Origin of the sequence: Ancylobacter mangrovi, assembly GCF_024752355.1 — a bacterium.
In the GTDB taxonomy this organism is placed as follows: Bacteria; Pseudomonadota; Alphaproteobacteria; order Rhizobiales; family Xanthobacteraceae; genus Ancylobacter; species Ancylobacter mangrovi.
Window position 1 is genome coordinate 82,392 of the sequence record NZ_JANTHZ010000002.1, and the last position, 26,358, is coordinate 108,749.

Here is a 26,358-nt window from a genome sequence, read left to right on the forward strand (position 1 = left end):
GAAACGCCACATGACACAGCATCAGACGAACCCGGCTCAGGGGCGGCCGATCATCGAGGGCCTCACCCATCAGGTGGCCGAATTCGTCATCGACACCGACTATGCCGACGTGCCCGAGGAGGTGATCGAGCTCGGCAAGAAGTCGATCCTCGACGGGATCGGGCTCGCCCTCTCGGGATCGGTGGCGAAGAGCGGCGAATATATCCAGGCCTATCTCGCCGGCCTCGGCATCCAGCAAGGCCCCGCGACGGTGATCGGCACCTCGCTGAAGGTGCCGCCGCGCTTCGCCGCCTTCGCCAACGGCGTCGGCATCCATGCCGACGACTATGACGACACCCAGCTCGCCGTCGCCAAGGATCGCGTCTACGGGCTGCTCACGCACCCCACCGCCCCGGCGCTGCCGGCTGCGCTCGCCATAGCGGAAGCGGGCGGCCGCTCGGGCGCCGACATGATGCTCGCCTACCATCTCGGCGTGGAGGTGGAGTGCAAGATCGCCGAGGCGATCAACCCGCGCCATTACCAGCACGGGTTCCACGCCACCGCGACCTGCGGCACCTATGCGGCGGCGGCGGCGGCCTCCAAGCTGAAGGGGCTCTCCGCCGAGCAGGTCGTGCGGGCGCTGGGATGCGCGGGCAGCCAGTCGGCCGGCCTTCGCGAGAATTTCGGCACCATGATGAAGCCGTTCCACGCCGGGCGCTCGTCCGAAAGCGGCGTGGTGGCGGCGGACTTCGCCGAGCTGGGGTGGACCACCACCGACAAGATCCTGGAAGCCCCGCGCGGCTTCTTCCAGGCGGCGGGCGGCGGCTACGATCCCGACGCGATCGTCGGAAAGCTCGCGCGGCCGTGGACGTTCGCCTTCCCGGGCGTCTCCATCAAGCCGCATCCCTCGGGCTCGCTCACCCATCCGGGCATGACCGAGATGCTGCGCCTCATCCACGAGCACGCCATCAAGGCGGAGGATGTCGAACGGGTCGATGTCGGCACCAACCAGAACATGCCGAACGCGCTGATCCATCATCGTCCGAAGAACGAGCTTCAGGCCAAGTTCTCCATGGAATTCTGCATGGCGATCCTGCTGCTCGACGGGCGCGGCAGCCTGCCCGAATTCACCGACGAGACGGTCGAGCGCCCGGATGTGAAGGCGATGATCGAGCGGGTCAACTTCCACGTCCATCCGGAGGCGGAAGCGGCCGGCTACGACAAGATGACGACCATCATCGACATCCACATGAAGGACGGGCGCACCTTCTCGGGCCGCGCCGACTTCGGCAAGGGAAGCCCGGCGAACCCGATGAGCTATGACGAATGCGCCGACAAGTTCCGCGGCTGCGCGGAGTTCGCGCGCTGGGACGGCGCCAAGACCGAGGCGATCGTCGAGATGGTGCGCCGTCTCGACGACGTGGCGGATATCCGCGAGCTCACCCGGCTCTGCGCCTGACATCGGGCTCGATAAGACGGAACGGGCGCCCTCGCGGCGCCCGTTTCATTTGGCGGGGCCGTGTGCCGTTATCAGGCATGTGTGCCGATCCGAACTTGGCTTGAGGCGACGTCACCGAGGCTCCCGGCGGCCGATGGCCGTCGACACCACTTCGCCGTTGCCGATCCGCCCGACGCCATCCAACCCAATTTCATCCCTAGTTTCGGGCGCACCGCTCTCTCCGATGGCGGCCGCAACGTCGGCGGCGGGGCGCGCCATCGCCTCCCGTGCGCGCCGCGGCGCGGTCTCTCCATGAGACAGAACCGCCGCCGAACGCATCATGATTTCATATAGTTAAAATATTTCGCTCGCATTATTAGGCATTGCGCTCAAATATTGTTCACGGCGACAATTCATTTTGACATGAAATCGCTCAGATATAGGCTTTTCGCCAACGATCTTCCCTGCGACCCGTTATTTTACAATATTAAATCAGGAGGCATGATGCAGTTCGCTCCTCCCCGCTCAACCCGCCGCCAGTTCGCTGCCCTTTGCGGGGCCGCGATGATCGCCGCTTCGACGCTTGCCATGGTTCAGAACGCCTCCGCCGACCCTGCCCTCTCGCTTCGGCTCAACTGGAAGATGAAGGGCGAGTTCGCGCCCTTCATCGTCGCGGCCGAGAAGGGGTTCTTCAAGGATGAGGGACTCGACCTCGACGTGAAGGAGGGCAGCGGCGCCACGCTCGCCATACAGTCGGTGGCGACCGGCAAGGACGCCTTCGCCTATGTGCCCTCGGTCCAGCTCATCCAGGCGGTGAACAAGGGCGTGCCGATCAAGGCCGTCGCCACCGTGTCCAAGGTGGATTCCATGGGCTTCGTGGCCCGGCCGGGCGTGACGCTGGCGACGCCGAAGGACCTTGAGGGCAAGAAGGTGGAGATCGCCGCCTCCTCGACCTTCCACAACATCTGGGACGCCTTCGCCAGGAAGAACGGCATCGATGCGAGCAAGGTGGACGTGGTGAGCGTCAATCCGGGCGCGCGCTTCGGCCTGCTGCTCTCCGGCAAGGTCGACATCCTCGCCGACATCTTCATCACCAACGAGTTGCCGGTGCTCGCCTCCCAGACGCCCGAGAAGCTCCAGAGCCTCGCGGTCGGCGATTTCGGCTTCCCGATCATCGGCTACACGCTCATCACCACGAACGAGATGATCGAGAAGCATCCCGACGAGGTGAAGAAGTTCGTCGCCGCCGCGCGCAAAGGCTTCGAGTTCACCCGGGAGCATCCCGAGGAGGCCGCCAAGATCGCCTCCGCGGCCTATCCCGCCCAGCTTCCGGACGGCCCCACGCGCGGCCAGGTGGACGCGCTCGACAGCTTCCTCTCCCAGGGCAGCCCGAAGGCGCTGTTCGTGGGCAGCGACGAAGGCTGGCAGAACACCCTCGACATCCTCGCGGCGGCCGGCGTCATCGACGAGAAGAAGGCCCCGTCCGACTACTACACCAACGCGTTCGTCTCCGAAAAATGACCGACATACTGAGATCCTTCGAGGTCGCCGGTGTCCCGCCGGCGACCGGGCCCTGGGCACGGGCGGTGGAGTGGAACGGCCTGATCTTCCTTTCCGGCCTGCGCGGGCTGGAGCTCGAGACCGGCGCGCCCGCCGCCACGCTGGAGCGCCGCCTCGAGCTCATCCACACCCACCTCGCCCTGACCTTGGAGCAGCACGGCAGCGACCTCGCCTCCGTCATCGCCTCGCGCGCCTATGTCACCGACATGGCCGGGCTGCGTCCGGCGGTGAACGGTTTCTATGAGCGCGCCTTCGGGCCGAACCTGCCCACCCGCACCATCCTCGAGGTCTCCGGCCTGAACCAGGACGACGACGTCGAGATCGAATTCGTGGCGGTGCGCCGCCGGCCGGCCGCCCCATGAAGGCGGCCACGCTCGGCACCGTCCTGCCGCCCCTCGCCGCCCTGCTGGTGCTGGTCGCGCTGTGGCAGGCGAGCACGGACGTGTTCGCGATTCCGGACTACATCCTGCCGTCCCCACTCGCCATCGCCGAGGCGGTGGTCGCCAACTGGCCGCTGCTGCTGAAGCAGAGCTGGGCGACCTTCGTGGAATCGATGCTGGGCTTCGGCCTCGGCATCGTCGTCGGCATCCCGCTCGCGGTGCTCATCGCCTGCTCGCCGGCCGCCGAGAAGACCTTCTATCCGCTGCTGGTGGCGAGCCAGTCGGTGCCCAAGGTGGCGCTCGCGCCGATCTTCGTGGTGTGGTTCGGCTTCGGCCTGCTGCCCAAGGTGCTCATCGCCTTCTCCATCGCCTTCTTCCCGGTGGTGGTGAACACGGTGGTGGGGCTCCAGCGCACCCCGCCGGACATGATCCGGCTGATGCGCGCGCTCGGCAGCTCGCCGCTCGAGACCTTCTGGCGGGTGCGCATTCCCATGGCCTCGCCCTTCATCTTCGCCGGCATCAAGATCTCGTCCGCTTTCGCCGTGGTGGGCGCCATCGTCGGCGAGTTCATCGCCGCGGAGCAGGGGCTCGGCTATCTGCAACTGGTCGCCAACAACAACCTGCAGATCCCGCTGCTCTTCGCCTGCCTGCTCATGCTCTCCGTGCTCGGGGCGGTGATCTACTATCTCGTCGTGCTGGTCGAGCGGCTCATCCTGCCCGCGCCGCTGCGCGCCCTGCAGAACGGGGAGCCCGGTCAATGACACACGCGAAGGAAGCCAGCACGACACCCCGCGGCACGGCGATCTCCATCCGCGACGTCGGCATGGAGTTCTCGCGACGGGGACAGAGCGTCACCGCGCTCGACGGCGTCTCGCTCGACATCGCCGCCGGCACCTTCTGCTCGGTGCTGGGGCCGAGCGGCTGCGGCAAGAGCACCCTTCTTTCCCTCATCTCCGGCCTCGCCAGGCCCACGCGCGGCGAGGTGCGGGTGGGCGGGCGCCCGCTCGCCGGGCCCTATCACGACGTCGGCATCGTCTTCCAGAGCGACGTACTCCTGCCGTGGATGACCATCCTCGACAACATCCTGCTGCCGGCCAGGGTCAAGAAGCAGGACATGGGCGCGGCCCGCGCGCGGGGGCTCAGGCTGCTGGAGAATGTCGGGCTCATCGACTTCCGCGACCACTATCCCAGCGAGCTGTCCGGCGGGATGCGCCAGCGCGCCTCAATCTGCCGGGCGCTGCTGACGGAGCCTTCGGTGCTGCTGATGGACGAGCCGTTCGGCGCGCTCGACGCGCTGACGCGCGAGAAGATGCAGCTCGACCTCAACCGGATCTGGGCCGAGGACGCCAAGACCGTGATGTTCATTACCCACGACATAGAGGAAGCCGTCGCGCTGGCCGACCAGGTGATCGTCATGGGGCCGCGCCCCGGCAAGGTCATCCGGCGATACGAGATCGACTTCGCCCAGCCGCGGACCCTCGGCATACGCCGCGAGCCCCGCTTTCAGGATATCGTCGACGACATCCGAAACGTCTTCCATTCCGCCGGCGTGCTCTGATAGCCCATCCCTCCGCACCGTCGGCACCCGCCAGAACGCCGCCACCGGGCGCCGCTACACGATGCGCCGCCCCACACCCGGACCCCCGTCATGGATGACCAGCCGTCCGCCGTTCCCGCACGCACCATCTGGCTGATGGCGGCGACGGCCGGCATCGTCGTCGCCAACAACTATTACAACCAGCCCCTGCTCAACGACCTCGCCGGGACCTTCGCGGTCACCGACGACGCCGCTTCGTGGATCTCCAGCCTGACGCAGACGGGCTATGCGCTCGGTCTGCTCTTCATCCTGCCGCTGGGCGACCAGGTGGACCGGCGCAAGCTGATCTCGGTCATGCTGGTGCTCTCGGCCGCCATGCTGCTGCTGTTCAGCCAGGCGCGTAATTTCCCGCTTCTGCTCGCCGCCGGGTTCTCGATCGGCCTGACCAGCATCGTGCCGCAGATCCTGCCGCCCATCGTCAGCCAGATCGTGCCGCCCTCCTCCGCGCCGCAGGCGGTGGGGCACGTCATGGGCGGGCTGCTGCTCGGCATCGTGCTGTCGCGCTTCGTGGGCGGATGGCTCGGCGCGCTGATCGGCTGGCGGCTGGTCTTCGCGCTGGCGGCGCTGGTGATGCTCGCCCTCATGGTAGTGCTGCGCCGGGCGCTGCCCGCCCTCAAGCCGGCCCATGGCGGTTCCTATCTGAACCTGCTCTCGAGCCTGCCGAAGCTGCTGCACCGCTACGCGCGGCTGCGCTTGCTGTCGCTGGCCGCGGCGCTCCAGTTCGGCGCCTTCAGCCTGTTCTGGTCCACCCTCACCTTCCACCTCGCCGACATGCCGGGCCACTATTCGTCGAAGATGGCGGGCTCCTTCGCCCTGGTCGGGGCGATCGGCGTGATCGGCGCCATGTCGGCGGCGCGCATCACCAAGCGCTTCTCGCTGCGGACGGTGCTGGTGCTGAGCGGCGCCCTGATGGCGGCTGCCTTCCCGCTGTTCGCTGCCGCGCACGAATCCCTGTTCTGGATGGTCCCCGCGGTGGTCATCCTCGATCTCGGCATGCAGATGAGCCACGTCTCCAGCATGGCGAACATACTGGTCCTCGACCGCGGTGCGGCGAGCCGGCTCAACACGGTCTACATGGTGACCCGCTTCGCCGGCGGCGCGCTGGGGACGGTGATCGGCGGCCTCGCCTGGGCCCATGGCGGATGGCTCGCGGTGTGTGCGGCGGGCGGGCTGCTGTGCCTAGTCGCCCTCGTCGTCAACGGGCGCACCGGCGTTGCACCGGCGGGTGGGTGAAACTAGAGACGTGACACGGCGAATGTGACACGGCGGACGTGTCACGGGCAGACGTGGCACGTGCCACCGTCGCGAGCTGGAGAGATCGTGCCCATGCCGAGCCGGCCTTCCTCTCATGCCGCCCGGGAGCCACGCATCGAGCCGTCCGACGTGACGAGCGAGATGGCGCAGGTAGTCGTGCAGGACAGCGTGCCCGCCCACGGGCCGGCCTCGCCCCCCGGCGCGCCCCGCGAGAAGGAGGATGCGAGCGTCACCATCCAGTCGGTGGACCGGGCGCTCTCCATCCTCGAATACATCGCCTCCGCGCGCGAGCCGCGCCGGCTGCAGGATGTGGCGGCCGCCGTCGGACTGAAGACGCCGACCTGCTACCACCTGCTCAACTCGCTGGTGAAGCGCGACTTCGTCCGGCGCAACGCCCACCCGAAATTCTACTATCTCGGCCCCAAGCTCGCCGAGCTCGCCCATCGCGAGAGCGCTGCCTTCGACATCCGGCGCGGCGTGCGCAGCGTGCTCAAGGACCTTGCGCGCGACAGCCAAGCGAGCGCGGCCATGGCGAGCCTCACGCGTACCCATCTCGAGCTGTCGGTGGAGGTGGAGGCGCCCGGCGGCCTGTCCTTCGACGGCTATCGCGACGACATCCGGCGCGCCTGCCACGCGACCGCGCTCGGCAAGGCGATCCTCGCCTGGCTGCCCGAGGCGGAAATCGCCCGCGTGGTGGCCGAACACGGGCTGCCGGTCTTCACCGAGCGGACCATCGATTCCCTCGGCGAGCTGATCGAGAGCCTGCGGCTGGTGCGGCGGCACGGATTTGCGGTCGAGGACGGCGAATACCGGCCGGGGGTGAGCGCGCTGGCGCTCGCGATCCGCGACCCGTGGGGCGCCGTGGTCGGCTCCATCGGCTGCCTCATTCCGCGCGACTCGGACGAGATGGCGAGGCTGCGCGACCTGCACCGGCAGGTCGACGCTGCCGCCAGATCCGTCTCGGCCATGTTCTAGGATCGTGACGCGGCCTCACCGGCCAGAGCCGCATCAGTCGATCTTGGCGCCAAGTTCTCTCGCGTAATTCTCCAGTATGGGAACCGCCCGGGTGCGGATTTCCTCGGTGAAGCGCGCGTTGAGCCCGGAGATTGTCAGCGCCCCCCTAAAGTGCCCCGACGCCGAGAAGACCGGCGTCGAGATCGAGGCGATGTTGGGGTTGCGCGTCGCGTCCAGGCTGACCGTGCCGTGCGCGTTGAAGACGGACAGGTCCGGCAGTTCCTCGCCGGTGTTCCGGCGCAGCACGAGACCCGACGCCCCGGTTCCCAACCGCAGGCGCACGCCCTCCTCCACCCCGTATTTCTCGAGGCTCGGGCTGTTCTCGCGGAACAGGCAGACACGGTCGTTTCCCGCCCGCACGAAATAGGAGGCGGTCTCGCCCGTGGCGTCGACGAGGCGGCGCAGGACGGGGCGGATCAGCTCGGCGGAATCGAACTCCTGCCGGAAGATAAGGCCGAGATGCCAGACACTTGCGCCGATCGAGAAGCGGCCTTCGGCGTCGCGGTCGATGAAGCCGTAGATCGCCATCGACCGGGTGAGGCGAAGGATCGTGCTCTTGTGCAGGCCGGTCTCCGCGGCCAGCTCGGCGAGCGACATCTTCGGCCTGCGGATTCCGAACGCCGACAGGATGGACAGGGCCCTCTCCACCGACTCGGTGCGCAGCGCTCCCATGCGTTCTCCCAGGTGAAACGGGCCTGTTCTGCGATTGCCACGAACTTGGCCGTTTGTCTAGAAAACAGGCGAACATCATCAAGAATTCTAATCTTACTCCTGGGAGGAGACAGAATGACTTTGTTCACGTCCAAGTTCCTTGCGCCGATTGCCGTGACTTGCCTGCTGGCATTGCCGGCGCACGCCGCAACCGTCAATTTCACGCTGGGCACCGAGAACAACAGCTCGGATTTCAGCGTCCAGGCGATGCAGCACTGGAAGAAGCTGCTGGCCGACCGGTCGAACGGCGAGCTGCAGATGACCATCGTCGACGGCGGCGCGCTCGGCTCGGGCGTCGAGGTGCTTCAGCAGCTCTCCAACGACGAGATCCAGGTCAGCATCTCGGGGCCGACCCTCGTCCATTCCATGGCCAAGCCCTACCAGTGCATGGAGGCGGAGTTCGTCTATGACGACGCCGACCATGGCTACCGCGTGTGGACCGGCAAGCTCGGCAAGGAGCTGTCGGACTACATGACCAAGAACTACGACATCACCATCAGCGGTGTCGGCTATCGCGGCGCGCGCGTGGTGACGGCGAACAAGCCGATCCGCGAGCCCTCGGACCTGCAGGGCCTGAAGATCCGCGTGACCAACCCGCTGCGCAGCAAGGTGTTCGCCGCGTTCGGCGCGCTGCCCGGCCCGCTGCCCTATTCTGAGCTCTACGGCGCGCTGCGCCAGGGCGTGTTCGACTCGCAGGAGAACCCGATCTCCGCGATCTTCGCCCAGAAGTTCTACGAAGTGCAGAAGACGGTCGACCTGACCGACCACGTCCAGAGCTACTACATCGTCACCACCAACACCGAGTTCCTGGACGGCCTGAGCAACGAGCAGCGCAAGATCTTCAACGAGACCGCGGCCGAGACGATGACCTGGCTGAACGCGCTCGTGAAGAAGCAGGAAGGCGAGCTGCTCGACGAGATCAAGAAGTCGGGCGTCGAGGTCGTGAAATCCGACGTCCCGGCCTTCAAGAAGATCGCCGAGCCGATCGTGCGGGATTTCGCGGCCAAGAACTGCCGTCCCGGCATTCTCGACGACATCGCTGCCGCCAAGTGATGTCGGGGACGCGCGCCGGGAAGGCGCGCGTCGCCCCAGGGAGACACCCATGAAACTTCTCAACGCCGTGGATCGCCTGGTCCAGGTGGTCGCCTTCGCCATGTTCGCCGGCATGTTCGTGCTGACGCTGGCGCAGGTGCTGTTCCGCTATTTCCTGCAGATCCCGGTTCCCTGGACCGAGGAAGCCGCGCGCGCCCTGTTCGCCCTGTCGGTGCTGAGCGGCATCACGCTCGCCTACCGCCAGCGCGAGCACGTCATGGTCGACTTCCTGTTCGCGCAGTTCAGCCCGGCGGTGAAGCGCGGCTTCTCGATCGCCTTCGCCCTGTCGATCCTGTTCTTCCTCGCGCTGTGGGCGAGCGGCGCGGTCCACATGGCCGAGCGCAACTGGTCGATCACGCTGATCACGATCGGCTGGTTCCGCATCAGCTATTACTACCTGTGGGAGCTGGCGATGATCACGCTGCTGGCCGTCTACGTGCTCATCGACCTCAAGAACCTCGTCACGGGCCAGACCGTCAGCCTCCAGGACGGCGAGCAGGAGATCGACCTGTGATCCTGTTCACCCTCGTCGTCGTCCTCTTCCTCGTCCTGCTGATGATCGGCTACCCGGTCGGCTTCGCCGCCGGCCTGTCCTCCTTCATCGGCGCCGGCCTCGTCTTCGGCGGGCTGTTCGACATCCGCGCCAGCGCGATGATCGCGCGCCTCGCGCTCAGCAGCATGGACAGCTTCCTGCTGCTCGCCATTCCCTTCTTCATCCTCGCCGGGCGGCTGATGAACTTCGGCGGCATCACCGAACGCATGTTCGCGTTCGTGGCGCTGCTGGTCCGTCCGATCCGCGGCGGCCTCGGCCATGCCAACGTGATGGCGAGCGTGATCTTCGCCGGCATGTCCGGCTCGGCGACGGCCGATGCGGTCGGCCTCGGCCAGATCGAGATGAAGGCGATGCTGAGCCAGGGCTACCAGCGCGAGTTCAGCGCCGGCGTCACGGCCGCCTCGTCCCTGATCGGCCCGATCCTGCCACCCTCGATCGCGCTCGTCGCCTATTCGGTGCAGGCGGAAGTCTCGGTCGCGCGCATGTTCTTCGCCGCGATCGTGCCGGCGCTGATGATGGCGGTGGTCTATATGGGCTATGTCGCCTGGCGCGCCCGCAAGGACGGGATGCCGATCGGCACCCGCGCCACGATGGCCGAGATCTGGCCGGCGTTCCGCGTCGCGATCCTGCCGATCCTGACGCCGTTCATCATCATGGGCGGCATCTACACCGGCATCTTCACCCCGACCGAAGCCGCCGCCGTCGCCGCGCTCTACGCCCTGTGCCTCGGCCTGTTCGTCTACCGCGCCTACGGCCCCACACGGCTGGCACGCGAGCTGATGGGCACGCTGATCGACACCGCGGTCATCATGGTCATCATCATCTTCACCTCGGCCTTCGGGGTGGTGATGATCCGGGCCGGCATTCCCGGCGCGCTGGCCGAGTTCTTCGCCAGCCTGACCAGCAACGCGACCGTGCTGCTGTTCCTGATGGTCGTCCTGTGGATGGTCGTCGGCTGCTTCATGGCGCAGACCCCGGCGATCCTGATCCTGACGCCGATCCTGATGCCGATCATCAAGAGCTACGGCATCGACCCGATCCAGTTCGGCATCCTGATGACGCTGACCCTGACGCTCGGGCTGCTGACGCCGCCCGTGGGCATGGTGCTCTACGCCCTGACCCGCGTCACCGGGCTCAGCTTCCGCGAGCTGGTCAGGGTGTCTGTCCCCTATGTCTGGCTGACGCTCGGCGTGATCGTGATCCTGATCCTGCTGCCGGGCCTCATCACCTTCCTGCCGGATCTGCTGCTATGACCGCCCTGTCCCTCCCTCCCGGGACATGGGACACCCATGTCCACGTCTTCGAGCCCGACCGCTTCCCCTATGCGGCGGTGCGCAGCTACACGCCGGGCACCGCCTCGCTGGAGACGTTGCAGCAGCGCCACCGGCAATGGGGCGTCGCCCATGCCGTGCTGGTCCAGCCGAGCGTCTACGGCGCCGACAATGCCTGCCTCATCGACGCGCTGCGGCGGCTCGGGCCGTCGGCCCGGGGCGTGGCGGTCGCCGATGTCGCGACGCTCGACGACAACCGGCTGGCCGAGTTCGCCGGCGCCGGGATCCGCGGCTTCCGCGTCAACCTGATGGCGGGAAGCGCGCTCGATGCGGACGAGGCGTTCTTCGGCATGGCCGGGCGCCTGCGTGGGACCGGCCTGTTCCTGCAGCTCTACGCGCCGCTCGCGACCATCCTCGCACGCGCCTCGACCCTCGAGAAGGCCGGCATCCCGGTGGTGCTGGACCATTTCGCCGGGGCCGGCGCGGAGGACGACGCGCAGAGCATGGAGCAGCTCGCCGCGCTCGCCGGTTCCGCGCCGATCTGGATCAAGCTTTCCGCCGACTACCGCATCGGCCAGTCCTCGGAGGCACCGGAGACACGCGCGCTCGACCTGATCCGCCGGTTCGAGGCGATGGTACCTGACCGGCTGATCTGGGGCTCGGACTGGCCCCACACCGGCGGCGGCGCGGCGCGCAAGGCGCGGGGGCCCGACGAGGTCGAGCCCTTCCGCAAGGTCTACGCGCTCTCGGTGCCCCAGCTCATGGCCGATGCCGGGCTCGACGCGGAGGCCCGCCACCGGATCCTCGTCGACAACCCCACCACGCTCTTCGGGGCGGCTCCCCATTCTCCCTCTCTCGCGCAGCATGCGGCTTCTGTCTCCGGGACAGGCCAAAGGAACTGATGGCATGAAGATCGCCCTTCTTCCCGGCGACGGGATCGGCCCCGAAATCACCGCCGCCACCCGTCTGGTCATGGAGGCCGCGGACCGGCAGCACCGGATCGGCTTCGACTTCGAGGAAATCGACATCGGCTTCGCGGCGCTGAAGGCGCACGGCTCGACCCTGCCCGACAGCGCCTTCGAGGCGGCGCGGGCGGCGGACGGGCTGATCCTCGGGCCGGTCTCCCATCTCGACTATCCCCCGCGCGACAGGGGCGGGCTGAACCCCTCCGGCGAGCTGCGCAAGCGGCTCGACCTGTTCGCCAACATCCGCCCCGCCGTCACCCGGCCCGAGCTGCCCTCGGCGACGGGCGCCAGCTTCGACATGGTGATCTATCGCGAGAACACGGAAGGCTTCTACGCCGACCGCTGCATGTATGCCGGCCCGGGCGAGCTCCAGGTCACGGCCGACGTGACCCTGTCGATGCGGCGCATCACGCGGCAGGCCTCGCTGCGGATCGCCGAGGCGGCGTTCGAGGGCGCCCGCGCGCGCCGCAAGCACGTCACCGCCGTGCACAAGCAGAACGTCCTCAAGATCACCGACGGCCTGTTCCTCGGCTGCTGCCGCGAAGTCGCCGCGCGCTATCCCGACATCGCCTATGACGAGCTGATCATCGATGCGGCCTGCGCCCATCTCGTGCGCCGGCCCGAAGCCTTCGACGTGATCGTCACCACCAACATGTTCGGCGACATCCTGTCCGACCTCGCCTCCGAATTGTCGGGCAGCCTCGGCCTCGCGGCGTCGGTCAATGCCGGCGAGACCATTGCGATGGCGCAGGCGCAGCACGGCTCGGCCCCGGACATCGCCGGGCAGGGCATCGCCAACCCGTCCTCACTGATCGGCTCGGCCGGGATGCTGCTCGAATGGCTCGGCCTGCACCGCCAGCGCCCCGAGCTCTCGGCGGCGGGCCGCTCGATCCTGACCGCGCTGGACATGGCGCTGAAAGATCCCTCGACCCGGACCCGCGACCTCGGCGGGCAGCTCGGAACGCAGGCCTTCGCGCAGGCGGTAGCCGACCGGGTCGGCTCCACCGTCCCCAGCCACTGAGTGGCGACCTTACGGAATCTTCTGGAGACCACCGATGATCAAGTCGATCAATCCGGCGACCGGCGACGTTATTGACAGCTTCGAGGCGCACAGCGCGGGCGAGGTCGATGCGATCCTCGCGGCGGCCGATCGTGCGCAGCGCTCCTGGCGCCGGGTGCCGATCGAGAAGCGGGTCCTGCTGCTGACCGCGATGGCCAAGGTGCTGCGCGCGAACAAGGAGGACTACGCCCGCCTCATCACCGAGGAGATCGGCAAGCCAATCACCGAGTCGCGCGGCGAGATCGAGAAGTGCGCCGTCACCTGCGATTTCTACGCCTCCCACGCGCAGGGCTTCCTCGCCGACGAGACGATCGAGTCCAACGCGAGGGAATCGGGCGTGGTGTTCGACCCGCTCGGCGTGGTGCTCGCCATCATGCCGTGGAACTACCCGTTCTGGCAGTTCGTGCGCTTCGCCGCCCCGGCCCTCGCCGCCGGCAACGGGGCGATCCTGAAGCACGCCAACAACGTGCCGCGCAGCGCGCTCGCGATCGAGGCGATGATGCGCGAGGCGGGCTGCCCCGACGGGCTGATGCGCACGCTGCTGGTCGAGGCCTCGGAGGTCGCGGGCATCATCGCCGACGACCGGATCGCGGCGGTGACGCTGACCGGCTCCACCGAGGTCGGCGCCATCGTCGCCTCGCAGGCGGGCAAGGCGCTGAAGAAGCAGGTGCTCGAGCTGGGCGGGTCCGACCCGTTCATCGTGCTGCCCGACGCCGACATCGCGACGGCGGCCGCCACCGCGGTGAAGGCGCGCTTCGTCAATGTCGGCCAGTCCTGCGTCAACGCCAAGCGCTTCATCGTCCATGAGGACGTCGCGGACGCGTTCAACGAGGCCTTCATCGCCGGCATCCGTGCGCTCAAGATCGGCGATCCGATGGACGAGGCCACCCAGATCGGCCCGATGGCGCGCGCCAATCTGCGCGACGGCCTCCACGACCAGGTGACGCGCTCCATCGCCGACGGGGCGGTGCTGGTGCTCGGCGGCGAGCCGATCGAGGGGCCCGGCTGCTACTACGCGCCGACGCTGCTCGACCGGGTGACGCCCGACCACACCTCCTTCAAGGAGGAGCTCTTCGGCCCGGTCGCCTCGGTCATCCGCTTCAGCTCGACCGAGGAGGCGATCGCGCTCGCCAACGACACCGAGTTCGGCCTTGGCGCCGCGGTGTGGACCGCCGACCTCGACCTTGCCCGCCGCATGGCGCGCGAGATCGACGCCGGCGCGGTGTTCATCAACGGCATGGTGGCCTCGGACGCGCGCCTGCCCTTCGGCGGCATCAAGAGGTCGGGCTACGGGCGCGAGCTCGGCAGCTACGGCATCCGCGAGTTCACCAACATCAAGACCGTCTGGATCGGCCCGGCCAGGTGAGCCCGGCGAACTGAACCCCGCGACGTGAAGGAGACTTCCATGTCCGACAAGAGCGCCGCCATCCTGCGGCCCGACCAGCTTCCGGTGAACGACCGCGGCAATGGCGCCCGGACCATCCCGCTGGTGACCCGCACCTGCGGCTCGACCAGCCTGATCAACGGCATCACCGCCTTCGATCCGGGCGCGAAGATCGGCCTGCACTTCCACAATTGCGAGGAGAGCGTGATGATCCTCGAGGGCGAGGCGATCGCCGAGATCGACGGCGAGCGCATCCCGCTCAAGACCGGCGACACGACCTGGATCCCGGCCAACGTGCCCCACCGCTTCCTCAACGAGAGCGATGGGCCGATGCGCATCTTCTGGACCTACGCCACGGTGGACGCCACACGCACCATGGTCGAGAGCGGCGTCGAGCAGTCGATCGACGAGGAGCACGAGAAGGCGAAGCGGGCACGCGCGGCGACGTAGCGCGCGGAGGCGAGACCTCCGCGCTTGCGTCAGCAAGGATTCGTCTGGCCGGGCGGCGTTCCCGCCCGGCTAGAACAGCCGTCCCGGCAGCCACAGCACCAGGCCGGGAAAGACCGCCAGCAGGGCACCGACCAGGCAGGTGATGACGAAGAAGGGAAAGGCAGCGGCGGAGAGCCGCGACAGCCCGATGCCCGTCATCCCCTGCAGCACGAACAGGTTGAAGCCGATGGGCGGGGTGAGCTGGCCGAGCTCGGCCATCACCACCAGGAACACCCCGAACCAGATCGGATCGTAGCCGGCCGCGACCACCAGCGGCAGCACGATCGGCACGCTCATCACCATCATCGACACGCCGTCCAGCGCGCAGCCGAGCGCGACATAGACGAGGCCGAGCACCAGGATCAGCGCGAACGGGTGCAGGTGCAGGCTCGAAATGGCGGTCGAGACGTCCTGCGGCACGTGCATGTAGCCCATGGCCGCCGACATGAAGCTTGCAGCTGCCATCAGCGAGAGCAGCATGGACGAGGTCTTGACCGTGTTCATCAGCGCGGTCGCGAAGATGCACAGCGTGAGCTGCCGGCTTGCGAGCGTCATCACCACGGTGGCGAGGAGGCCCATCACCGCCGATTCCGACGGCGTGGCGACGCCCGTATAGATGCTGCCGAGCACCACGACGATCAGCAGCACGATGGGGCCGAGGTCGCGTAGCGCGGCGAAGCGGTCCCTCCAGTCCGCGCGCTGCGCTCCCGGCGCGAGCGACGGGTTCAGAAGGCAGCGCAGCATGATGTAGCCGCTGTAGGAGAGCGCGAGGATCGCTCCGGGAATGACGCCGGCGGCGAACATCTTGGCGATCGAGACCTCGGCCAGCACGCCGTAGATGATCATGTTGATCGACGGCGGGATCATCAGGCCGAAGGTGCCCGCCCCGGCGAGCGAGCCGAGCGCGAGGTTCTGGTCGTAGCCGCGCTGGCGCAGCTCGCCGACCGTGATCTTGGCGATCGTCGCCGTGGTCGCGACGCTCGAGCCGCAGATGGCCGCGAACAGGGTGCAGCCGCCGATATTGGCGTGGATCAGCCGGCCGGGAATGCGGTCGACCCAGGGCGACAGGCCCCGGAACAGCCGGCTGGCCATGTCGGTATGGAAGATGATGTCCCCCATCAGGATGAACAGGGGAATGGCCGAGAGCTCCCAGGCCGACGCGCTGCGCCACATGACCTGGGACATGATGGCGCCGACGCGGCCGAGATCCATGCCCACGGTCACGATGAGTCCGACCACGCTGAGCAGCAGGAAGCTCGCGAACAGCCACAGGCCCGCCCCGAGCAGGAAGAACAGCAGCAGGAAGACCGTCAGCGCGCTGGCATAGATGTCCATGGGATTCTCTTGGATTGACGGCGGCTGGCCAACGGCCTCACCCCACCGCCGTCTCGTCCTGCTCCTCGGCGAGGACGGGCTCGCGCCCGCTCGCCACGCCGAGGCCGTAGGCGAACACCTGGAACCAGAAGATCGCCAGACCGGCCAGCATGGTGCCGGTCGGGATCCATTGCGGGATGCCCGACATGGTGCCGCTGGTGTAGCCGCGGCTGTACTGGCGGGAGACATTGCCCCAGAAGTGCCAGATCAGCAGGCCGAGCACCGCGAGCGTGGCCGCCACGCAGACGAGCTCGACGAGCACCCGCAGGCGGGGTGTCCGGTCGAGCCTCCCCAGCAGCAGGTTGACGCGCAGGATGCCGCCTTCGGCGAAGGTGTAGCCGAGCGGCAGGAAGCCGGTCGCCGCCACGAGGTAGCCTACCAGTTCGTCGCTCATGAAGGTCGAGGTCGCGAAGAAGGTGCGCAGCACGATCTCCAGCAGGATGACTGCGGCGATCAGCACGATGCCGATCGCCGCCGCCACGCCGCCGGCGATCGAGAGAGCGCGGGCGAGCCGGCGCAGGACGTCGATCAGCCACATCGGGTCGGGTTCCGTGCGCGGCGCGGTCAGTTCGCCTTCATGGCCGCGGTGGCGAAGTCGAACACCATGTCCGCCTGCGGCCCGAAGCGCTTCTTCCAGGCGTCGATGGCCGGGGCCGCCGATTCCTTGAGGTACGCCTTGAACTCCGGCGTGATCTCGCCGACCGTCACGCCCAGCTCCTTCATCTTCTGGAGGTTGTCGGCGACGGTCTTGCGCGACAGCGCCCAGCCGTATTTCTCCGCCTCGCCGGCCGCTACCAGCAGCACGGTCTGCATCTCCGGCGGCAGGTCGTCGAACGCCTTCTGGTTCACGTGAACCATCTCGACGCCGACGGTGAAGCCCACCGGGGTGAAGGCCGTCAGCCCCGCTTCCGGGAACTTGGCCGAGAGCCCGCCATCGTCGGAAGTCAGCACGCCGTTGATGGCGCCGGTCGAGATCGCGGGAAGCGTGTCGGCCCAGGAGAGCTGGATGGCGTCGGCCCCGGCCTTCTTCATCGTCTGCACCGCGGCGAGGTCGACCACGCGCACCCGGAAGCCTTCGAGATCGGCCTTGGAAACGATCGGCTTCTTGGCCCAGAAGCCCTGCGGCGTCCACGGCATGGTGAACAGCAGGAACTGTCCGTTGGCCTGCATGGCGTGGTTGTAGAGCGGCCGCAGCGCGCTATCGAGATTCTCCGCCTCGTCGAGCGTGGTCTGCAGGAAGGGCAGCGACTGAAGCTCGAAGATCGGATAGATGCCGTTCATACGGTTGAAGGGCGTGCTGGCGATCATCAGCGCGCCGTCCTCCACCGCCGTGTAGTGGTCCGCGGCCTTGAAGCCCAGCGCGCCGCCATAATGGATGGTGATGTCGAACTCCCCCTTGGAGAGCTCCTTCACCTTGTCGGCGAAATAGGCGTTGACCCGGCCCGGCAGCGAAGCGGGGGCGTACTCCGTCGACAGGTCCCATTTGACTGGAGCGGCCCACGCCGCCGAAGCGAACATCGACGCCGAGACCGCCATTCCCAGGACGGCACCACGAATTGCACGCATGAAAGTCCTCCGCTGACCGATAGCGTGGCCAGCGTAGGCGGTGTTTCCTATTCGCGCAAATATTTCTTTTGAGCGAAAATTATTCGCGATGCTGGAAAAAGCGGCATCACTCCGCCCGGACCACCGTAAGGCGGCCGGAAGAGAAGAACTCGCTGACGTCCTGCTGCTGATGGGCGCGGGGATCGTAGCACACCGACACCATCTTCGCCGGCTCCTCGCTCGACGAGCAGCACATATGACCCATGCTGCTGTCGAAATAGACGCTATCGCCGCGCTTCAGCTTCACCGGAGCATAGAACTCGCTGTAGAAATCGATCTCGCCGTCGAGAACGAGGATGAATTCCTCGCCGTCATGCCGGTTCCAGTCCTCGAAATCATCCGGCGTGCGCGCGAGCACCGTCATGATGAGGGGGATCATCTCCTTGCGGGAGAGCTCGGTCGAGTGGGTCTCGTAGACATACTGGCTGCAGCGGAAAACAGTGCCTTCATTGGCGCGCGTGACGGCCCGGCGGCCTGGCGCGAAGGTCTTGTGATCCGGGTTGATGATCTCCTCGATCGGGATGTCGAGGCCGTCGCAGATCCGCTTCAGCGTATAGTACGAGACCGATACGAGCTCGTTCTCGATCTTGGACAGGGTCGAGCTGGCGACGCCGGTGCGGGCGCTGACGGCCGCGAGCGTCATCCCCTTCTCGCTGCGCCACTCGCGCAGCCGGGCGCCGATGGCGTTGTCGGATGACTGTCTTTTTGATTGCGACATGCTTCCCCTCCCCGCAGGCACGCTGTTCGATCCCGCCCGCGTTGATGTAGTCGGCCGGCGTCCAATGCCAATACGCGCCTTTCAGATTGACGGGGATCATCTACTATTTTAGCGAAATGGCCAGTTTTTGTCGCATAGGAAACAACCGCGTTGCGCGACTTCCACCGCCCCGGTCGAAGCGAGGTCATGGCGACGTCCGCCATGGCGGCCACCTCCATGCCCGCGGCGAGCCTGGTCGCGATCGAGACCCTGAAGGCGGGAGGCAACGCCGCCGACGCGGCGGTGGCTGCGGCCGCCGTGCTCGCAGTGATCGAGCCGCAGTCGACCGGCATCGGCGGGGACTGCTTCTGCCTCTACGCGCCGGCGGGCGGCGAGGTGGTCGCCCTGAACGGGGCGGGCCGCGCGCCCGGTGCCGCGACGATCGACTATTTCGAGGCGCACGGCATCGACCGCCTCGACGAGGAATCCGCCCATGCCGTGACCGTGCCCGGCGCGGTCTCCGCCTGGGAAAAGCTGCTCGAGGCTCAAGGCACCATGGGCTTCGACGAGGTGCTCGCCCCGGCAATCCGCATGGCCGAGGACGGCTTTCCCGTCCACGCCCGGGTGGCCAGCGACTGGGCCGAGATGGCGGAGAAGCTGGCGCGCAATGGAGCACACGCCCTGCTTCCCGGCGGCACCTCTCCCGCCACTGGCGATATCGTGCGCCATCCGGCGCTGGCGGCGACCCTGCGGGCGATCGCGAAGGGAGGCGCAGCCGCCTTCTACGAGGGGGCTATCGCCGACGACATGGCCGCGACGCTGCGCGCCCGGGGCGGCCTGCACACGGCAGAGGACTTCCATGACGGCCGGCACGCGGCGGCGTTCGTCGCGCCGATCTCGCTCGGCTGGAACGGCTACCGGGCCTGGGAATGCCCGCCGCCCGGCGTCGGCCTCACCGCCCTGACCATGCTCGGAATCCTGGAGCGCCGGGGCGTGGCGAAAGGCGGCCCGCTGGACCCGCTTCGTCTCCATCGCGTCGCCGAGGCGGCCAAGCTCGCCTTCCGGAACCGCGACGCCCTGATAGGCGACGATCCCGCGCAGCCCGTCCCGGTCGCAGAGCTTACAAGCGACGCGCATCTCGATGCGCTGGCGGCGATGATGGACGACGCCTCGGTGTTGCCGCTCCCGCCTTTCGAGGCGGAACTGCCGCTGCACCGCGACACCGCCTACCTCGCCGTCACCGACCGCGACGGCAACTGGTGCAGCTTCATCAACTCGCTGTTCGACGATTTCGGCGGGGGCCTCTATGCGGAACGCTCGGGTGTCGTGTTCCACAATCGCGGCGCGGGTTTCCGGGTCGAGCGCGGGCATCCGAACTGCATCGGCCCGCGCAAGCGGCCCATGCACACCATCATTCCCGGGCTGCTCACCGAAGGCGGCGTGCCGATGATGGCGTTCGGCGTGACGGGCGGGCATTTCCAGCCCACCGGCCAGAGCCTGCTGCTAGGCAATGTGTTCGACTACGGGCTCGACCTTCAGGCCGCGCTCGATCTGCCCCGCGTCTTCGCCCATGAGGGCCTGCTCAAGCTCGAGCAGGGCATTCCCGACGAGGCCGCGCGGGCGCTCGCCGCCAAGGGGCATCGGCTGTCCTACCCGGCGCGCCCGCATGGCGGCGGCCAGGCGATCCGGCTCGACCGGGCGCGCGGCGTGCTGATCGGCGCCTCGGATCCGCGCCGCGACGGCGCGGCCATAGGATATTAGAAACAAAATTTCTTTTAAGAAATTTATTCCCATCAGGAAATCTCGGTGCTAAGCAATGGAGCCCATCAAGGATGCTCCATGCCACCCGCGCCCACCGAATTGTCGTTCTTCCCCAATCCCCGGCGCGCGAGCGGCTATCCCGAGCACCTCGAACGGTTCGTGAGCTGGGCGCTGGCCGAGGAAGCCCACGCCGAGATCAGCGCATGGCTGGGCTATGCGCCCACCCCTCTGGTGGCGCTGGACGGCATGGCCCGTCACCTCGGCCTGCGCTCGATCTTCTGCAAATATGAAGGCGGCCGGTTCGGCATCGGCAGCTTCAAGGCGCTTGGCGGCGCCTATGCGGTCCGGCTAGCGGCCCGCGAGGCGGCGTCGATGCCCGTCTTCGCGACCGCGTCGGACGGCAATCACGGCCTCTCGGTCGCCTGGGGCGCGCGCGAAGTCGGAGCCCGCTGCGTCGTCTTCCTGCACCGGCATGTGAGCGAGGGCCGCGAACGGCTGATCCGCGACATGGGCGCGGAGGTGGTACGGGTCGACGGCACCTATGACGATTCGGTGCACATGGCGCTCGCCGAGGCAGCCGCGAAGGGCTGGCGGCTGGTGCCCGACACGGCGTCTTCCTACGACCCGCAGCCGGTCCGGGTCATGGCCGGCTACGGCACCATGGTGCGCGAGATGTACGACGCCTTCGCGCCGGGCGAGGAACCGACCCACTACTTCGTCCAGGGCGGCTGCGGCGGCCTCGCCGCGGCGGTGTGCGGCCTGCTGCGCCAGCACCCGCCCGGCGGCGCGCCCTTCCGCTTCGTCGTGGTCGAGCCGGACAAGGCCGACTGCCTCTACGCCTCGGCCCGCGCTGGCCACCCGGTCGCCATCGGCGGTGATCTCGACACGGTGATGAGCGGCCTGTCGGTCGGAGAGGTGTCCGCCCTCGCCTGGCCGGTGCTCGATCGTGGCACCGATGCCTTCATGACCGTCGACGACGCGGATGCGGTTGCGATGATGCGCCAGCTCGCGGCCGGCGCTCATGGCGACGCGCCGATCGAGGTCGGCGACAGCGGCGTCGCCGGGCTTGCCGGCCTCGCGGCCGCCTGCGCCGACGAGGGAGTGCGGCAGGCGATCGGGCTCGAGCCGTCGAGCCGCGTCGCCGTCATTGCCACGGAGGGTCCGGTCGACCGGGCGAGCTACGACCGCCTGGTCGGGAGAGCGGCGGCATGAGCGCGGCCCTGTCCTGGTCCGTCGGCGTGGATGTCGGCGGCACCTTCACCGACCTCGTCGCCCGCGAGGAAACCAGCGGACGCTTCGTGCGCCACAAGCGCCCCTCGACGCCGCACGATCCGGCGGAGGCGATCCTTTCCGGCCTGTCCGAGTTGTGCGCACTCGCCGACATCAATCCGCGCACCATCGCGTCGCTGTCCCACGGCACCACGGTCGCCACCAACGCGCTGATCGAGAAGCGGGGCGGCACGGTCGCCCTGATCGTTACCGAGGGCTTCCGCGACCTGCTCGAGATCGGCCGCCAGACGCGCCCGAAGATCTACGATTTCCAGACCGACCACCCCGAGCCGCTGGTGCCGCGCCATCTGCGCTTCGAGGCGCGCGAGCGGATCACCGTCGGCGGGCGGATCATCACGCCGCTCGATGACGGGGAAATCGCGCGGCTGGTCGCGGCCGTGCAGGCCGCGCGAGCGGATTCCTGCGCCATCTGCCTGCTGTTCTCCTTCGCCGAGCCGGACCACGAGCGCCGCATCGCCGACGCGTTGCGCGCCGTGATGCCGGATCTGCACCTGTCGCTGTCGAGCGAGGTTCAGCCTGAGTTCCGCGAGTATGAGCGACTCTCCACCACGGTGCTCAACGCCTATCTCCAGCCCGTGATGACCTCCTACCTCGCCCGTCTCGAACGCGAGGCGGAGCGCCTCTCGCCCGGCGTCCGGCTCGGCATCAACCAGTCGAGCGGCGGCCTCATCTCCGGCGGGCGGGCGCGCATGTTTCCCATCCGCACCGCGCTGTCGGGTCCGGCGGCCGGGGTGGCGGGGACGATCGACATCGCCTCGCACCTCGCCCGGCGCGACCTCATCACGCTCGACATCGGCGGCACCAGCTCCGACATCGCGCTGATCCGCGGTGCCCGTGCGGCGATGATCCACGAGCGGTGGATCGAGGGCTATCCCGCCCGCCTCGCCAGCGTCGACATCAACGCCGTCGGCGCGGGCGGCGGGTCCATCGCCTGGATCGATGCCGACGGCCTGCTCAAGGTCGGGCCACGCAGCGCAGGGGCCTATCCCGGCCCGGCCTGCTACGGCCGCGGCGGCGACCAGCCCACGGTGAGCGACGCCAACATGGTGCTCGGCCGCCTGTCCGACCGGGGTCTTCTGGGCGGAGCGATGCCGCTCGACCGCGCAGCGGCGGAACGTGTCGTCGGGCGGCTGGCCGACGAGCTCGGCCTGCCGATCGAGCGCACCGCGCTCGGCATCATCGACGTGGCGGTCGCCAACATGGCCCGCGGCATACGATCGGTATCGATCGAGCGCGGCCACAACCCGGCGGAGTTCAGCCTGTTCGCCTTTGGCGGCGCCGGGCCGCTGCATGCGAGCGCGGTCGCCCGCCAGCTCGGCATTTCGCACATCGTCGTTCCGCCGGAGCCGGGCCTGCTCTGCGCCCAGGGGCTGATCGTCGCCGACCGGCGGGAGGACTTCGTGCGCACCGCTCCGGTCGCGCTGGCCAGGGGCGACCTCGCCCGCCTCGGCCAGGCGGCGGCCGAGCTGCGCGAACTCGCCCGCGACTGGTTCGCCGCGGAGCAGGTGGCGCCGGAGGACCAGGCGACCGAGATGCGCCTCGACATGCGCTATGTCGGGCAGAACTTCGAACTCGGCGTCGCCGTCGCCGACGACCCGGCCACGATCGGCCGGGACGAACTGGCCGAGCGATTCCACGAAGCCCATGCCCTCGCCTACGGCTTCATGAACCCGCAGGCGCCGGTGGAGGTGGTCAGCGTGCGGCTGGCGGCGGTCGGGCGACGCCCGCGCAGCCGGGTCGCACGCGCCCGCGAGCAGGGGCGGGACCACGAGCCGGCGCGTCTCCGCCCGGTCTGGTACGCGGCCGACGCGCCCGCCGAGGCGCTCCTCCACGACCGCGCCCATCTCGTGCCCGGCGACGTCGTCGCCGGCCCGGCGATCATCGAGCAGCTCGATACGACGACGGTGCTGTTTCCTGGCGACCAGGCGCTGGTCGACGACGGCTTCAACCTCCTGATCACGGTGCAGGCATGACAGCGCCCGGCCCCATGCTCGACCCGATCACGCTCGAGCTCGTCCTCAACGCGCTGAGGTCGGTCACCGACGAGACCTATATCGCACTGATGCGCAGCGCCTATTCGACCAACATCAAGGAGCGCAACGACCATTCCACCGCGCTCATCGATCCGCGCGGGCGGATGATCGCGCTGTGCGAGCGCTCGCAGCCCATCCATCTGAGCTCCATGCTCGGGCTGACCAACGCGCTGCTCGCCAAGTACCGGATCGAGGACATCGCGCCCGGCGACATCTTCGCCGCCAACGACCCCTACGCCGCCGGCGGCTCGCACCTGCCGGACGTGAACCTCTCGATGCCGGTCTTCGCCGACGGGAGGCTCATCTGCTTCGTCTGCAACATCGCCCATCACGCGGATATCGGCGGCATGTCGCCGGGCAGCATGTCTGGGGGGACCGAGATCTACCAGGAGGGTCTGCGAATCCCTCCCGTCCGCCTGTTCTCGCGGGGCGAGCTCAATACCGACATGCTCGACCTGTTCCTGCTCAATGCGCGCGTGCCCGACGAGCGGCGCGGCGACTATGTCGCCCAGATCGCCGCCTGCCGGCTCGGCGAGCGGCGCATGCTCGACCTCGTCGCGACCTATGGCGCGCCGCAGCTCACCCTCGCCTTCGACGCGCTGATCGAGCGGACCTATGAGCGCAGCAAGCGCGCCATCGCCCGCATCCCGGCCGGCCGCTACACGTTCGAGGACGTGATGGACGACGATGGCTGGGGGGCGGTCGACATTCCGATCCGCCTCGCCATCACCGTCGGCGATCCCGCGACCGAGGGGCGCATACGCTGCGACTTCACCGGCAGCGCGCCGGCCGTGCGCGGCAACATCAACGTTCCGTTCCGCGCCACCCAGTCCTCGGTGGTCTATGCGCTGCGGGCGATGCTCGACCCCGACGTGCCGAGCAACCAGGGCATGCTCGACGCGATCGAGATCGTCGCGCCGGAAGGCTCGCTGCTGAACGCGGCCTTTCCGGCGGCTGTCGCCGGCCGGGCCAATACCTGCCAGCGCATCATCGACGTCGTCATCGGCGCCCTCGCCCCGGCACTCCCCACGGAGGCGGTCGGCGCCGCGAACGGCGCCAACACCGCCGTCATCTTCTCGGGCACCGACCCCCGCACGGGCGGCGGCTATGTCTATCTCGAGACCGTGGGCGGCGGCTTCGGCGGGCGCGCCCTCAAGGACGGCACGGACGGGGTGCAGGTGCACCTGATCAACACCTCGAACCTGCCGGTCGAGGCGATCGAGAGCGAGTACCCGCTGCTCGTGGAGAGCTACGGCTTCGTCGCCGATTCCGGCGGCGCCGGGAGGCGGCGCGGAGGGCTCGGGCTACGCCGCGTCATCCGCCCGGTCGACCACGTCACGACCTTCACCGGACAGGGCGAGCGTTTCATCAACCCACCCTGGGGCGTGTTCGGCGGCGAGCCCGGTGGTACCGGCGGCTTTCGCATGCGCGAGGCGGACGGTGCCGAACGCGCGCTGCCCACCAAGCCGGGCGCCACCGAGGTCCGCCCCGACCAGGCACTGGTCGTCGAGACCGCCGGCGCGGGCGGCTACGGGCCGCCGGCCGAACGCACGGGAAACGACCTCGCGCGCGACCTCGTCTCCGGCAAGTTCACCCCAGACTTCCTTCGGTCCCACTACCCGCAGGCCGACCGACCGCCTGACAACGACAAGGTCTGAGACCATGCAAGCGACTCATTCGAACGCCGACGCTGCGGTGCCGGCGAAGAGCGGCGTGCGCCGCGTGATCGTCGTCGGCGCCGGCATCGCCGGGCTTTCGATCGCCTGGTCGCTGGCGCGGCGCGGCATCGAGGTCGACCTGTTCGAGCAGGGCTCGATCCCCAATCCGAAGAGCTCATCCTTCGACGAGCACCGCATCAACCGCCACGCCTATGGCCGCCTGCAGGGCTATGCGCGGCTAATGCCGGAATCCTTCCGCCTGTGGGACGCGATGTGGAGCGATCTCGGCGTGCGCCACTATGAGAGCACGGGCGGCATCTATGTCCTGCGCACGGATGACGACTGGTACGAGACGACGGCCGCCTCGCTCGACGAGGTCGGCGTCGACTATCACGACATCCCGCTCGACCAGCTCGAGCGTCTCGTCCCGATGATCGAGTCCGAGGGCGTGCTGCGCGCGGTCCATGTGGGCGGATCGGGCTTGCTCTACCCGAACCGGATCCTCACTGACCTCGTCGTCCACCTCGCGGCGCGCGGCGTCCGGTTCCACGCCATGTCTGCGGTCACCGAGGTCGACCCGGAGCGGGGAGAGGTGACGGCGGGCGGCAAGGTCCACGCGGCCGACATGGTCGTGGTCGCCGCGGGGGCCTGGATCGACCGGCTGGTGCCGAGCTTCAGGGGACAGGCCGTTCCCTCCCGTCAGGCGGTGCTTTTCCTCGCGCCTCCGCCGGACCTCGCGGCGCTGTGGGCCTCGGCGCCGGTCATCGTGGTCAAGGACGACGAGGCGGGCCTCTACACGCTGCCGCCGCGCAACGGCACGCGGCTGAAGATCGGCGACCATCGCTTCTCGCGCATCGGCGACGCCGACGAGGACCGGCTCGCCACCGAGGCCGACGTCGAAAGCCTGTGGCACGGCCTCCGGAAATGCTACCGCGACATCGATCGCTACGGCGTGCTGGAGCAGAAGGCCTGCTACTACACCGTCACCGAGGACGAGAATTTCCTGGTACGCGCGATCGGGCCGCAGGGCTGGGCGGTGAGCGCCTGCTCGGGGCACGGCTTCAAGCTGGCGCCGCTGGTCGCCGATTCCGTGGCCAGGGCGATCGCCGGCGAGGCGGGCGCCGCCGAGATCGAGCGCAAGCTGGAAGGCCGCTAGCCGCGGGCGCCCCCTGCAATTCGGTGCGACGGCCCGG

At 68.3% G+C, this 26,358-nt stretch carries 24 protein-coding genes; 19 read left to right on the forward strand and 5 right to left on the reverse strand.

The features are described from left to right. Positions 1 to 10 precede the first annotated feature (10 nt). The 7 genes from NVS89_RS05740 (at position 11) to NVS89_RS05770 (ending at position 7,183) form a co-directional block, all read left to right on the forward strand. A complete protein-coding gene (locus NVS89_RS05740) occupies positions 11 to 1,438 on the forward strand; it encodes an MmgE/PrpD family protein (protein WP_258731612.1) in 1,428 nt (475 codons plus the stop codon). A gap of 543 nt (positions 1,439 to 1,981) precedes the next feature. Further along, positions 1,982 to 2,938 (forward strand): ABC transporter substrate-binding protein, encoded by a 957-nt coding sequence (locus NVS89_RS05745; RefSeq protein WP_258731613.1) that lies wholly within the window; start codon positions 1,982 to 1,984, stop codon positions 2,936 to 2,938. Then, positions 2,935 to 3,339: a RidA family protein gene (locus NVS89_RS05750; protein ID WP_258731614.1), complete on the forward strand. Its 405-nt coding sequence runs from the start codon at positions 2,935 to 2,937 to the stop codon at positions 3,337 to 3,339. The genes NVS89_RS05745 and NVS89_RS05750 overlap by 4 nt, the downstream gene beginning before the upstream one ends. Beyond that, positions 3,336 to 4,118 (forward strand): ABC transporter permease, encoded by a 783-nt coding sequence (locus NVS89_RS05755; RefSeq protein ID WP_258731615.1) that lies wholly within the window; start codon positions 3,336 to 3,338, stop codon positions 4,116 to 4,118. The genes NVS89_RS05750 and NVS89_RS05755 overlap by 4 nt, the downstream gene beginning before the upstream one ends. Then, positions 4,115 to 4,915 (forward strand): ABC transporter ATP-binding protein, encoded by an 801-nt coding sequence (locus NVS89_RS05760; RefSeq protein WP_258731616.1) that lies wholly within the window; start codon positions 4,115 to 4,117, stop codon positions 4,913 to 4,915. The genes NVS89_RS05755 and NVS89_RS05760 overlap by 4 nt, the downstream gene beginning before the upstream one ends. Before the next feature lie 90 nt (positions 4,916 to 5,005). Then, on the forward strand, positions 5,006 to 6,187 hold the full coding sequence (locus tag NVS89_RS05765) for an MFS transporter (RefSeq protein ID WP_258731617.1): 1,182 nt from the start codon (positions 5,006 to 5,008) through the stop codon (positions 6,185 to 6,187). 150 nt (positions 6,188 to 6,337) lie between these two features. Further along, positions 6,338 to 7,183 (forward strand): IclR family transcriptional regulator, encoded by an 846-nt coding sequence (locus NVS89_RS05770; protein ID WP_258731618.1) that lies wholly within the window; start codon positions 6,338 to 6,340, stop codon positions 7,181 to 7,183. A gap of 33 nt (positions 7,184 to 7,216) precedes the next feature. Here the strand turns inward: NVS89_RS05770 and NVS89_RS05775 are convergent, their stop codons facing one another. Next, a complete protein-coding gene (locus NVS89_RS05775; RefSeq protein ID WP_258731619.1) occupies positions 7,217 to 7,894 on the reverse strand; it encodes an IclR family transcriptional regulator in 678 nt (225 codons plus the stop codon). A gap of 114 nt (positions 7,895 to 8,008) precedes the next feature. On the opposite strand from NVS89_RS05775, the gene NVS89_RS05780 reads away from it, so the two are divergent. From NVS89_RS05780 to NVS89_RS05810, 7 genes are read left to right on the forward strand one after another with little or no spacing between them, the layout of a single operon-like run. Then, positions 8,009 to 8,986 (forward strand): TRAP transporter substrate-binding protein, encoded by a 978-nt coding sequence (locus NVS89_RS05780; RefSeq protein ID WP_258731621.1) that lies wholly within the window; start codon positions 8,009 to 8,011, stop codon positions 8,984 to 8,986. A gap of 49 nt (positions 8,987 to 9,035) precedes the next feature. Then, complete coding sequence (locus NVS89_RS05785; protein ID WP_258731622.1) at positions 9,036 to 9,539, forward strand: TRAP transporter small permease; 504 nt, start codon at positions 9,036 to 9,038, stop codon at positions 9,537 to 9,539. After that, on the forward strand, positions 9,536 to 10,831 hold the full coding sequence (locus NVS89_RS05790; RefSeq protein WP_258731624.1) for a TRAP transporter large permease: 1,296 nt from the start codon (positions 9,536 to 9,538) through the stop codon (positions 10,829 to 10,831). Before NVS89_RS05785 ends, NVS89_RS05790 begins: the two co-directional genes overlap by 4 nt. Continuing rightward, on the forward strand, positions 10,828 to 11,751 hold the full coding sequence (locus NVS89_RS05795) for an amidohydrolase family protein (RefSeq protein WP_258731625.1): 924 nt from the start codon (positions 10,828 to 10,830) through the stop codon (positions 11,749 to 11,751). The genes NVS89_RS05790 and NVS89_RS05795 overlap by 4 nt, the downstream gene beginning before the upstream one ends. Positions 11,752 to 11,755: 4 nt before the next feature. Continuing rightward, positions 11,756 to 12,835 (forward strand): isocitrate/isopropylmalate dehydrogenase family protein, encoded by a 1,080-nt coding sequence (locus NVS89_RS05800; protein ID WP_258731626.1) that lies wholly within the window; start codon positions 11,756 to 11,758, stop codon positions 12,833 to 12,835. Between the two features lie 34 nt (positions 12,836 to 12,869). Further along, positions 12,870 to 14,240 carry an NAD-dependent succinate-semialdehyde dehydrogenase gene (locus tag NVS89_RS05805; protein ID WP_258731627.1) on the forward strand — a complete coding sequence of 457 codons (1,371 nt, stop codon included), beginning with the start codon at positions 12,870 to 12,872 and terminating at the stop codon, positions 14,238 to 14,240. Positions 14,241 to 14,279: 39 nt separating this feature from the next. Continuing rightward, complete coding sequence (locus NVS89_RS05810; RefSeq protein WP_258731628.1) at positions 14,280 to 14,708, forward strand: cupin domain-containing protein; 429 nt, start codon at positions 14,280 to 14,282, stop codon at positions 14,706 to 14,708. Positions 14,709 to 14,777: 69 nt separating this feature from the next. Here NVS89_RS05810 and NVS89_RS05815 read toward each other — a convergent pair whose 3' ends face one another. The 4 genes from NVS89_RS05815 to NVS89_RS05830 all read right to left on the reverse strand — a co-directional run bounded on the left by NVS89_RS05815 (position 14,778) and on the right by NVS89_RS05830 (position 18,444). Continuing rightward, on the reverse strand, positions 14,778 to 16,082 hold the full coding sequence (locus NVS89_RS05815) for a TRAP transporter large permease (protein WP_258731629.1): 1,305 nt from the start codon (positions 16,080 to 16,082) through the stop codon (positions 14,778 to 14,780). Positions 16,083 to 16,119: 37 nt separating this feature from the next. Next, positions 16,120 to 16,659, reverse strand: a complete 540-nt coding sequence (locus tag NVS89_RS05820; RefSeq protein ID WP_258731630.1) for a TRAP transporter small permease subunit — start codon at positions 16,657 to 16,659, stop codon at positions 16,120 to 16,122. A gap of 26 nt (positions 16,660 to 16,685) precedes the next feature. Then, positions 16,686 to 17,687 carry a TRAP transporter substrate-binding protein gene (locus NVS89_RS05825; protein ID WP_258731631.1) on the reverse strand — a complete coding sequence of 334 codons (1,002 nt, stop codon included), beginning with the start codon at positions 17,685 to 17,687 and terminating at the stop codon, positions 16,686 to 16,688. A 106-nt stretch (positions 17,688 to 17,793) separates the two neighbouring features. Further along, a complete protein-coding gene (locus NVS89_RS05830) occupies positions 17,794 to 18,444 on the reverse strand; it encodes a helix-turn-helix domain-containing protein (protein ID WP_258731634.1) in 651 nt (216 codons plus the stop codon). A gap of 186 nt (positions 18,445 to 18,630) precedes the next feature. On the opposite strand from NVS89_RS05830, the gene NVS89_RS05835 reads away from it, so the two are divergent. The 5 genes from NVS89_RS05835 to NVS89_RS05855 all read left to right on the forward strand — a co-directional run bounded on the left by NVS89_RS05835 (position 18,631) and on the right by NVS89_RS05855 (position 26,321). Beyond that, positions 18,631 to 20,184 (forward strand): gamma-glutamyltransferase family protein, encoded by a 1,554-nt coding sequence (locus NVS89_RS05835; RefSeq protein WP_374114529.1) that lies wholly within the window; start codon positions 18,631 to 18,633, stop codon positions 20,182 to 20,184. A gap of 78 nt (positions 20,185 to 20,262) precedes the next feature. Then, positions 20,263 to 21,396, forward strand: a complete 1,134-nt coding sequence (locus tag NVS89_RS05840) for a diaminopropionate ammonia-lyase (protein ID WP_258731636.1) — start codon at positions 20,263 to 20,265, stop codon at positions 21,394 to 21,396. Then, positions 21,393 to 23,447 (forward strand): hydantoinase/oxoprolinase family protein, encoded by a 2,055-nt coding sequence (locus tag NVS89_RS05845; protein ID WP_258731638.1) that lies wholly within the window; start codon positions 21,393 to 21,395, stop codon positions 23,445 to 23,447. The genes NVS89_RS05840 and NVS89_RS05845 overlap by 4 nt, the downstream gene beginning before the upstream one ends. Then, a complete protein-coding gene (locus NVS89_RS05850) occupies positions 23,444 to 25,165 on the forward strand; it encodes a hydantoinase B/oxoprolinase family protein (protein ID WP_258731639.1) in 1,722 nt (573 codons plus the stop codon). The genes NVS89_RS05845 and NVS89_RS05850 overlap by 4 nt, the downstream gene beginning before the upstream one ends. A gap of 4 nt (positions 25,166 to 25,169) precedes the next feature. Then, complete coding sequence (locus NVS89_RS05855) at positions 25,170 to 26,321, forward strand: NAD(P)/FAD-dependent oxidoreductase (protein ID WP_258731640.1); 1,152 nt, start codon at positions 25,170 to 25,172, stop codon at positions 26,319 to 26,321. Positions 26,322 to 26,358 lie beyond the last annotated feature (37 nt).

Coding starts and splice junctions, on each gene's coding strand:
- NVS89_RS05740 (WP_258731612.1), top strand. CDS start 11: ATGACACAGCATCAGACGAACCCGGCTCAGGGGCGGCCGATCATCGAG.
- NVS89_RS05745 (WP_258731613.1), top strand. CDS start 1,982: ATGATCGCCGCTTCGACGCTTGCCATGGTTCAGAACGCCTCCGCCGAC.
- NVS89_RS05750 (WP_258731614.1), top strand. CDS start 2,935: ATGACCGACATACTGAGATCCTTCGAGGTCGCCGGTGTCCCGCCGGCG.
- NVS89_RS05755 (WP_258731615.1), top strand. CDS start 3,336: ATGAAGGCGGCCACGCTCGGCACCGTCCTGCCGCCCCTCGCCGCCCTG.
- NVS89_RS05760 (WP_258731616.1), top strand. CDS start 4,115: ATGACACACGCGAAGGAAGCCAGCACGACACCCCGCGGCACGGCGATC.
- NVS89_RS05765 (WP_258731617.1), top strand. CDS start 5,006: ATGGATGACCAGCCGTCCGCCGTTCCCGCACGCACCATCTGGCTGATG.
- NVS89_RS05775 (WP_258731619.1), bottom strand. CDS start 7,894: ATGGGAGCGCTGCGCACCGAGTCGGTGGAGAGGGCCCTGTCCATCCTG.
- NVS89_RS05780 (WP_258731621.1), top strand. CDS start 8,009: ATGACTTTGTTCACGTCCAAGTTCCTTGCGCCGATTGCCGTGACTTGC.
- NVS89_RS05785 (WP_258731622.1), top strand. CDS start 9,036: ATGAAACTTCTCAACGCCGTGGATCGCCTGGTCCAGGTGGTCGCCTTC.
- NVS89_RS05795 (WP_258731625.1), top strand. CDS start 10,828: ATGACCGCCCTGTCCCTCCCTCCCGGGACATGGGACACCCATGTCCAC.
- NVS89_RS05800 (WP_258731626.1), top strand. CDS start 11,756: ATGAAGATCGCCCTTCTTCCCGGCGACGGGATCGGCCCCGAAATCACC.
- NVS89_RS05805 (WP_258731627.1), top strand. CDS start 12,870: ATGATCAAGTCGATCAATCCGGCGACCGGCGACGTTATTGACAGCTTC.
- NVS89_RS05810 (WP_258731628.1), top strand. CDS start 14,280: ATGTCCGACAAGAGCGCCGCCATCCTGCGGCCCGACCAGCTTCCGGTG.
- NVS89_RS05815 (WP_258731629.1), bottom strand. CDS start 16,082: ATGGACATCTATGCCAGCGCGCTGACGGTCTTCCTGCTGCTGTTCTTC.
- NVS89_RS05820 (WP_258731630.1), bottom strand. CDS start 16,659: ATGTGGCTGATCGACGTCCTGCGCCGGCTCGCCCGCGCTCTCTCGATC.
- NVS89_RS05825 (WP_258731631.1), bottom strand. CDS start 17,687: ATGCGTGCAATTCGTGGTGCCGTCCTGGGAATGGCGGTCTCGGCGTCG.
- NVS89_RS05830 (WP_258731634.1), bottom strand. CDS start 18,444: ATGTCGCAATCAAAAAGACAGTCATCCGACAACGCCATCGGCGCCCGG.
- NVS89_RS05835 (WP_374114529.1), top strand. CDS start 18,631: ATGGCGACGTCCGCCATGGCGGCCACCTCCATGCCCGCGGCGAGCCTG.
- NVS89_RS05840 (WP_258731636.1), top strand. CDS start 20,263: ATGCCACCCGCGCCCACCGAATTGTCGTTCTTCCCCAATCCCCGGCGC.
- NVS89_RS05845 (WP_258731638.1), top strand. CDS start 21,393: ATGAGCGCGGCCCTGTCCTGGTCCGTCGGCGTGGATGTCGGCGGCACC.
- NVS89_RS05850 (WP_258731639.1), top strand. CDS start 23,444: ATGACAGCGCCCGGCCCCATGCTCGACCCGATCACGCTCGAGCTCGTC.
- NVS89_RS05855 (WP_258731640.1), top strand. CDS start 25,170: ATGCAAGCGACTCATTCGAACGCCGACGCTGCGGTGCCGGCGAAGAGC.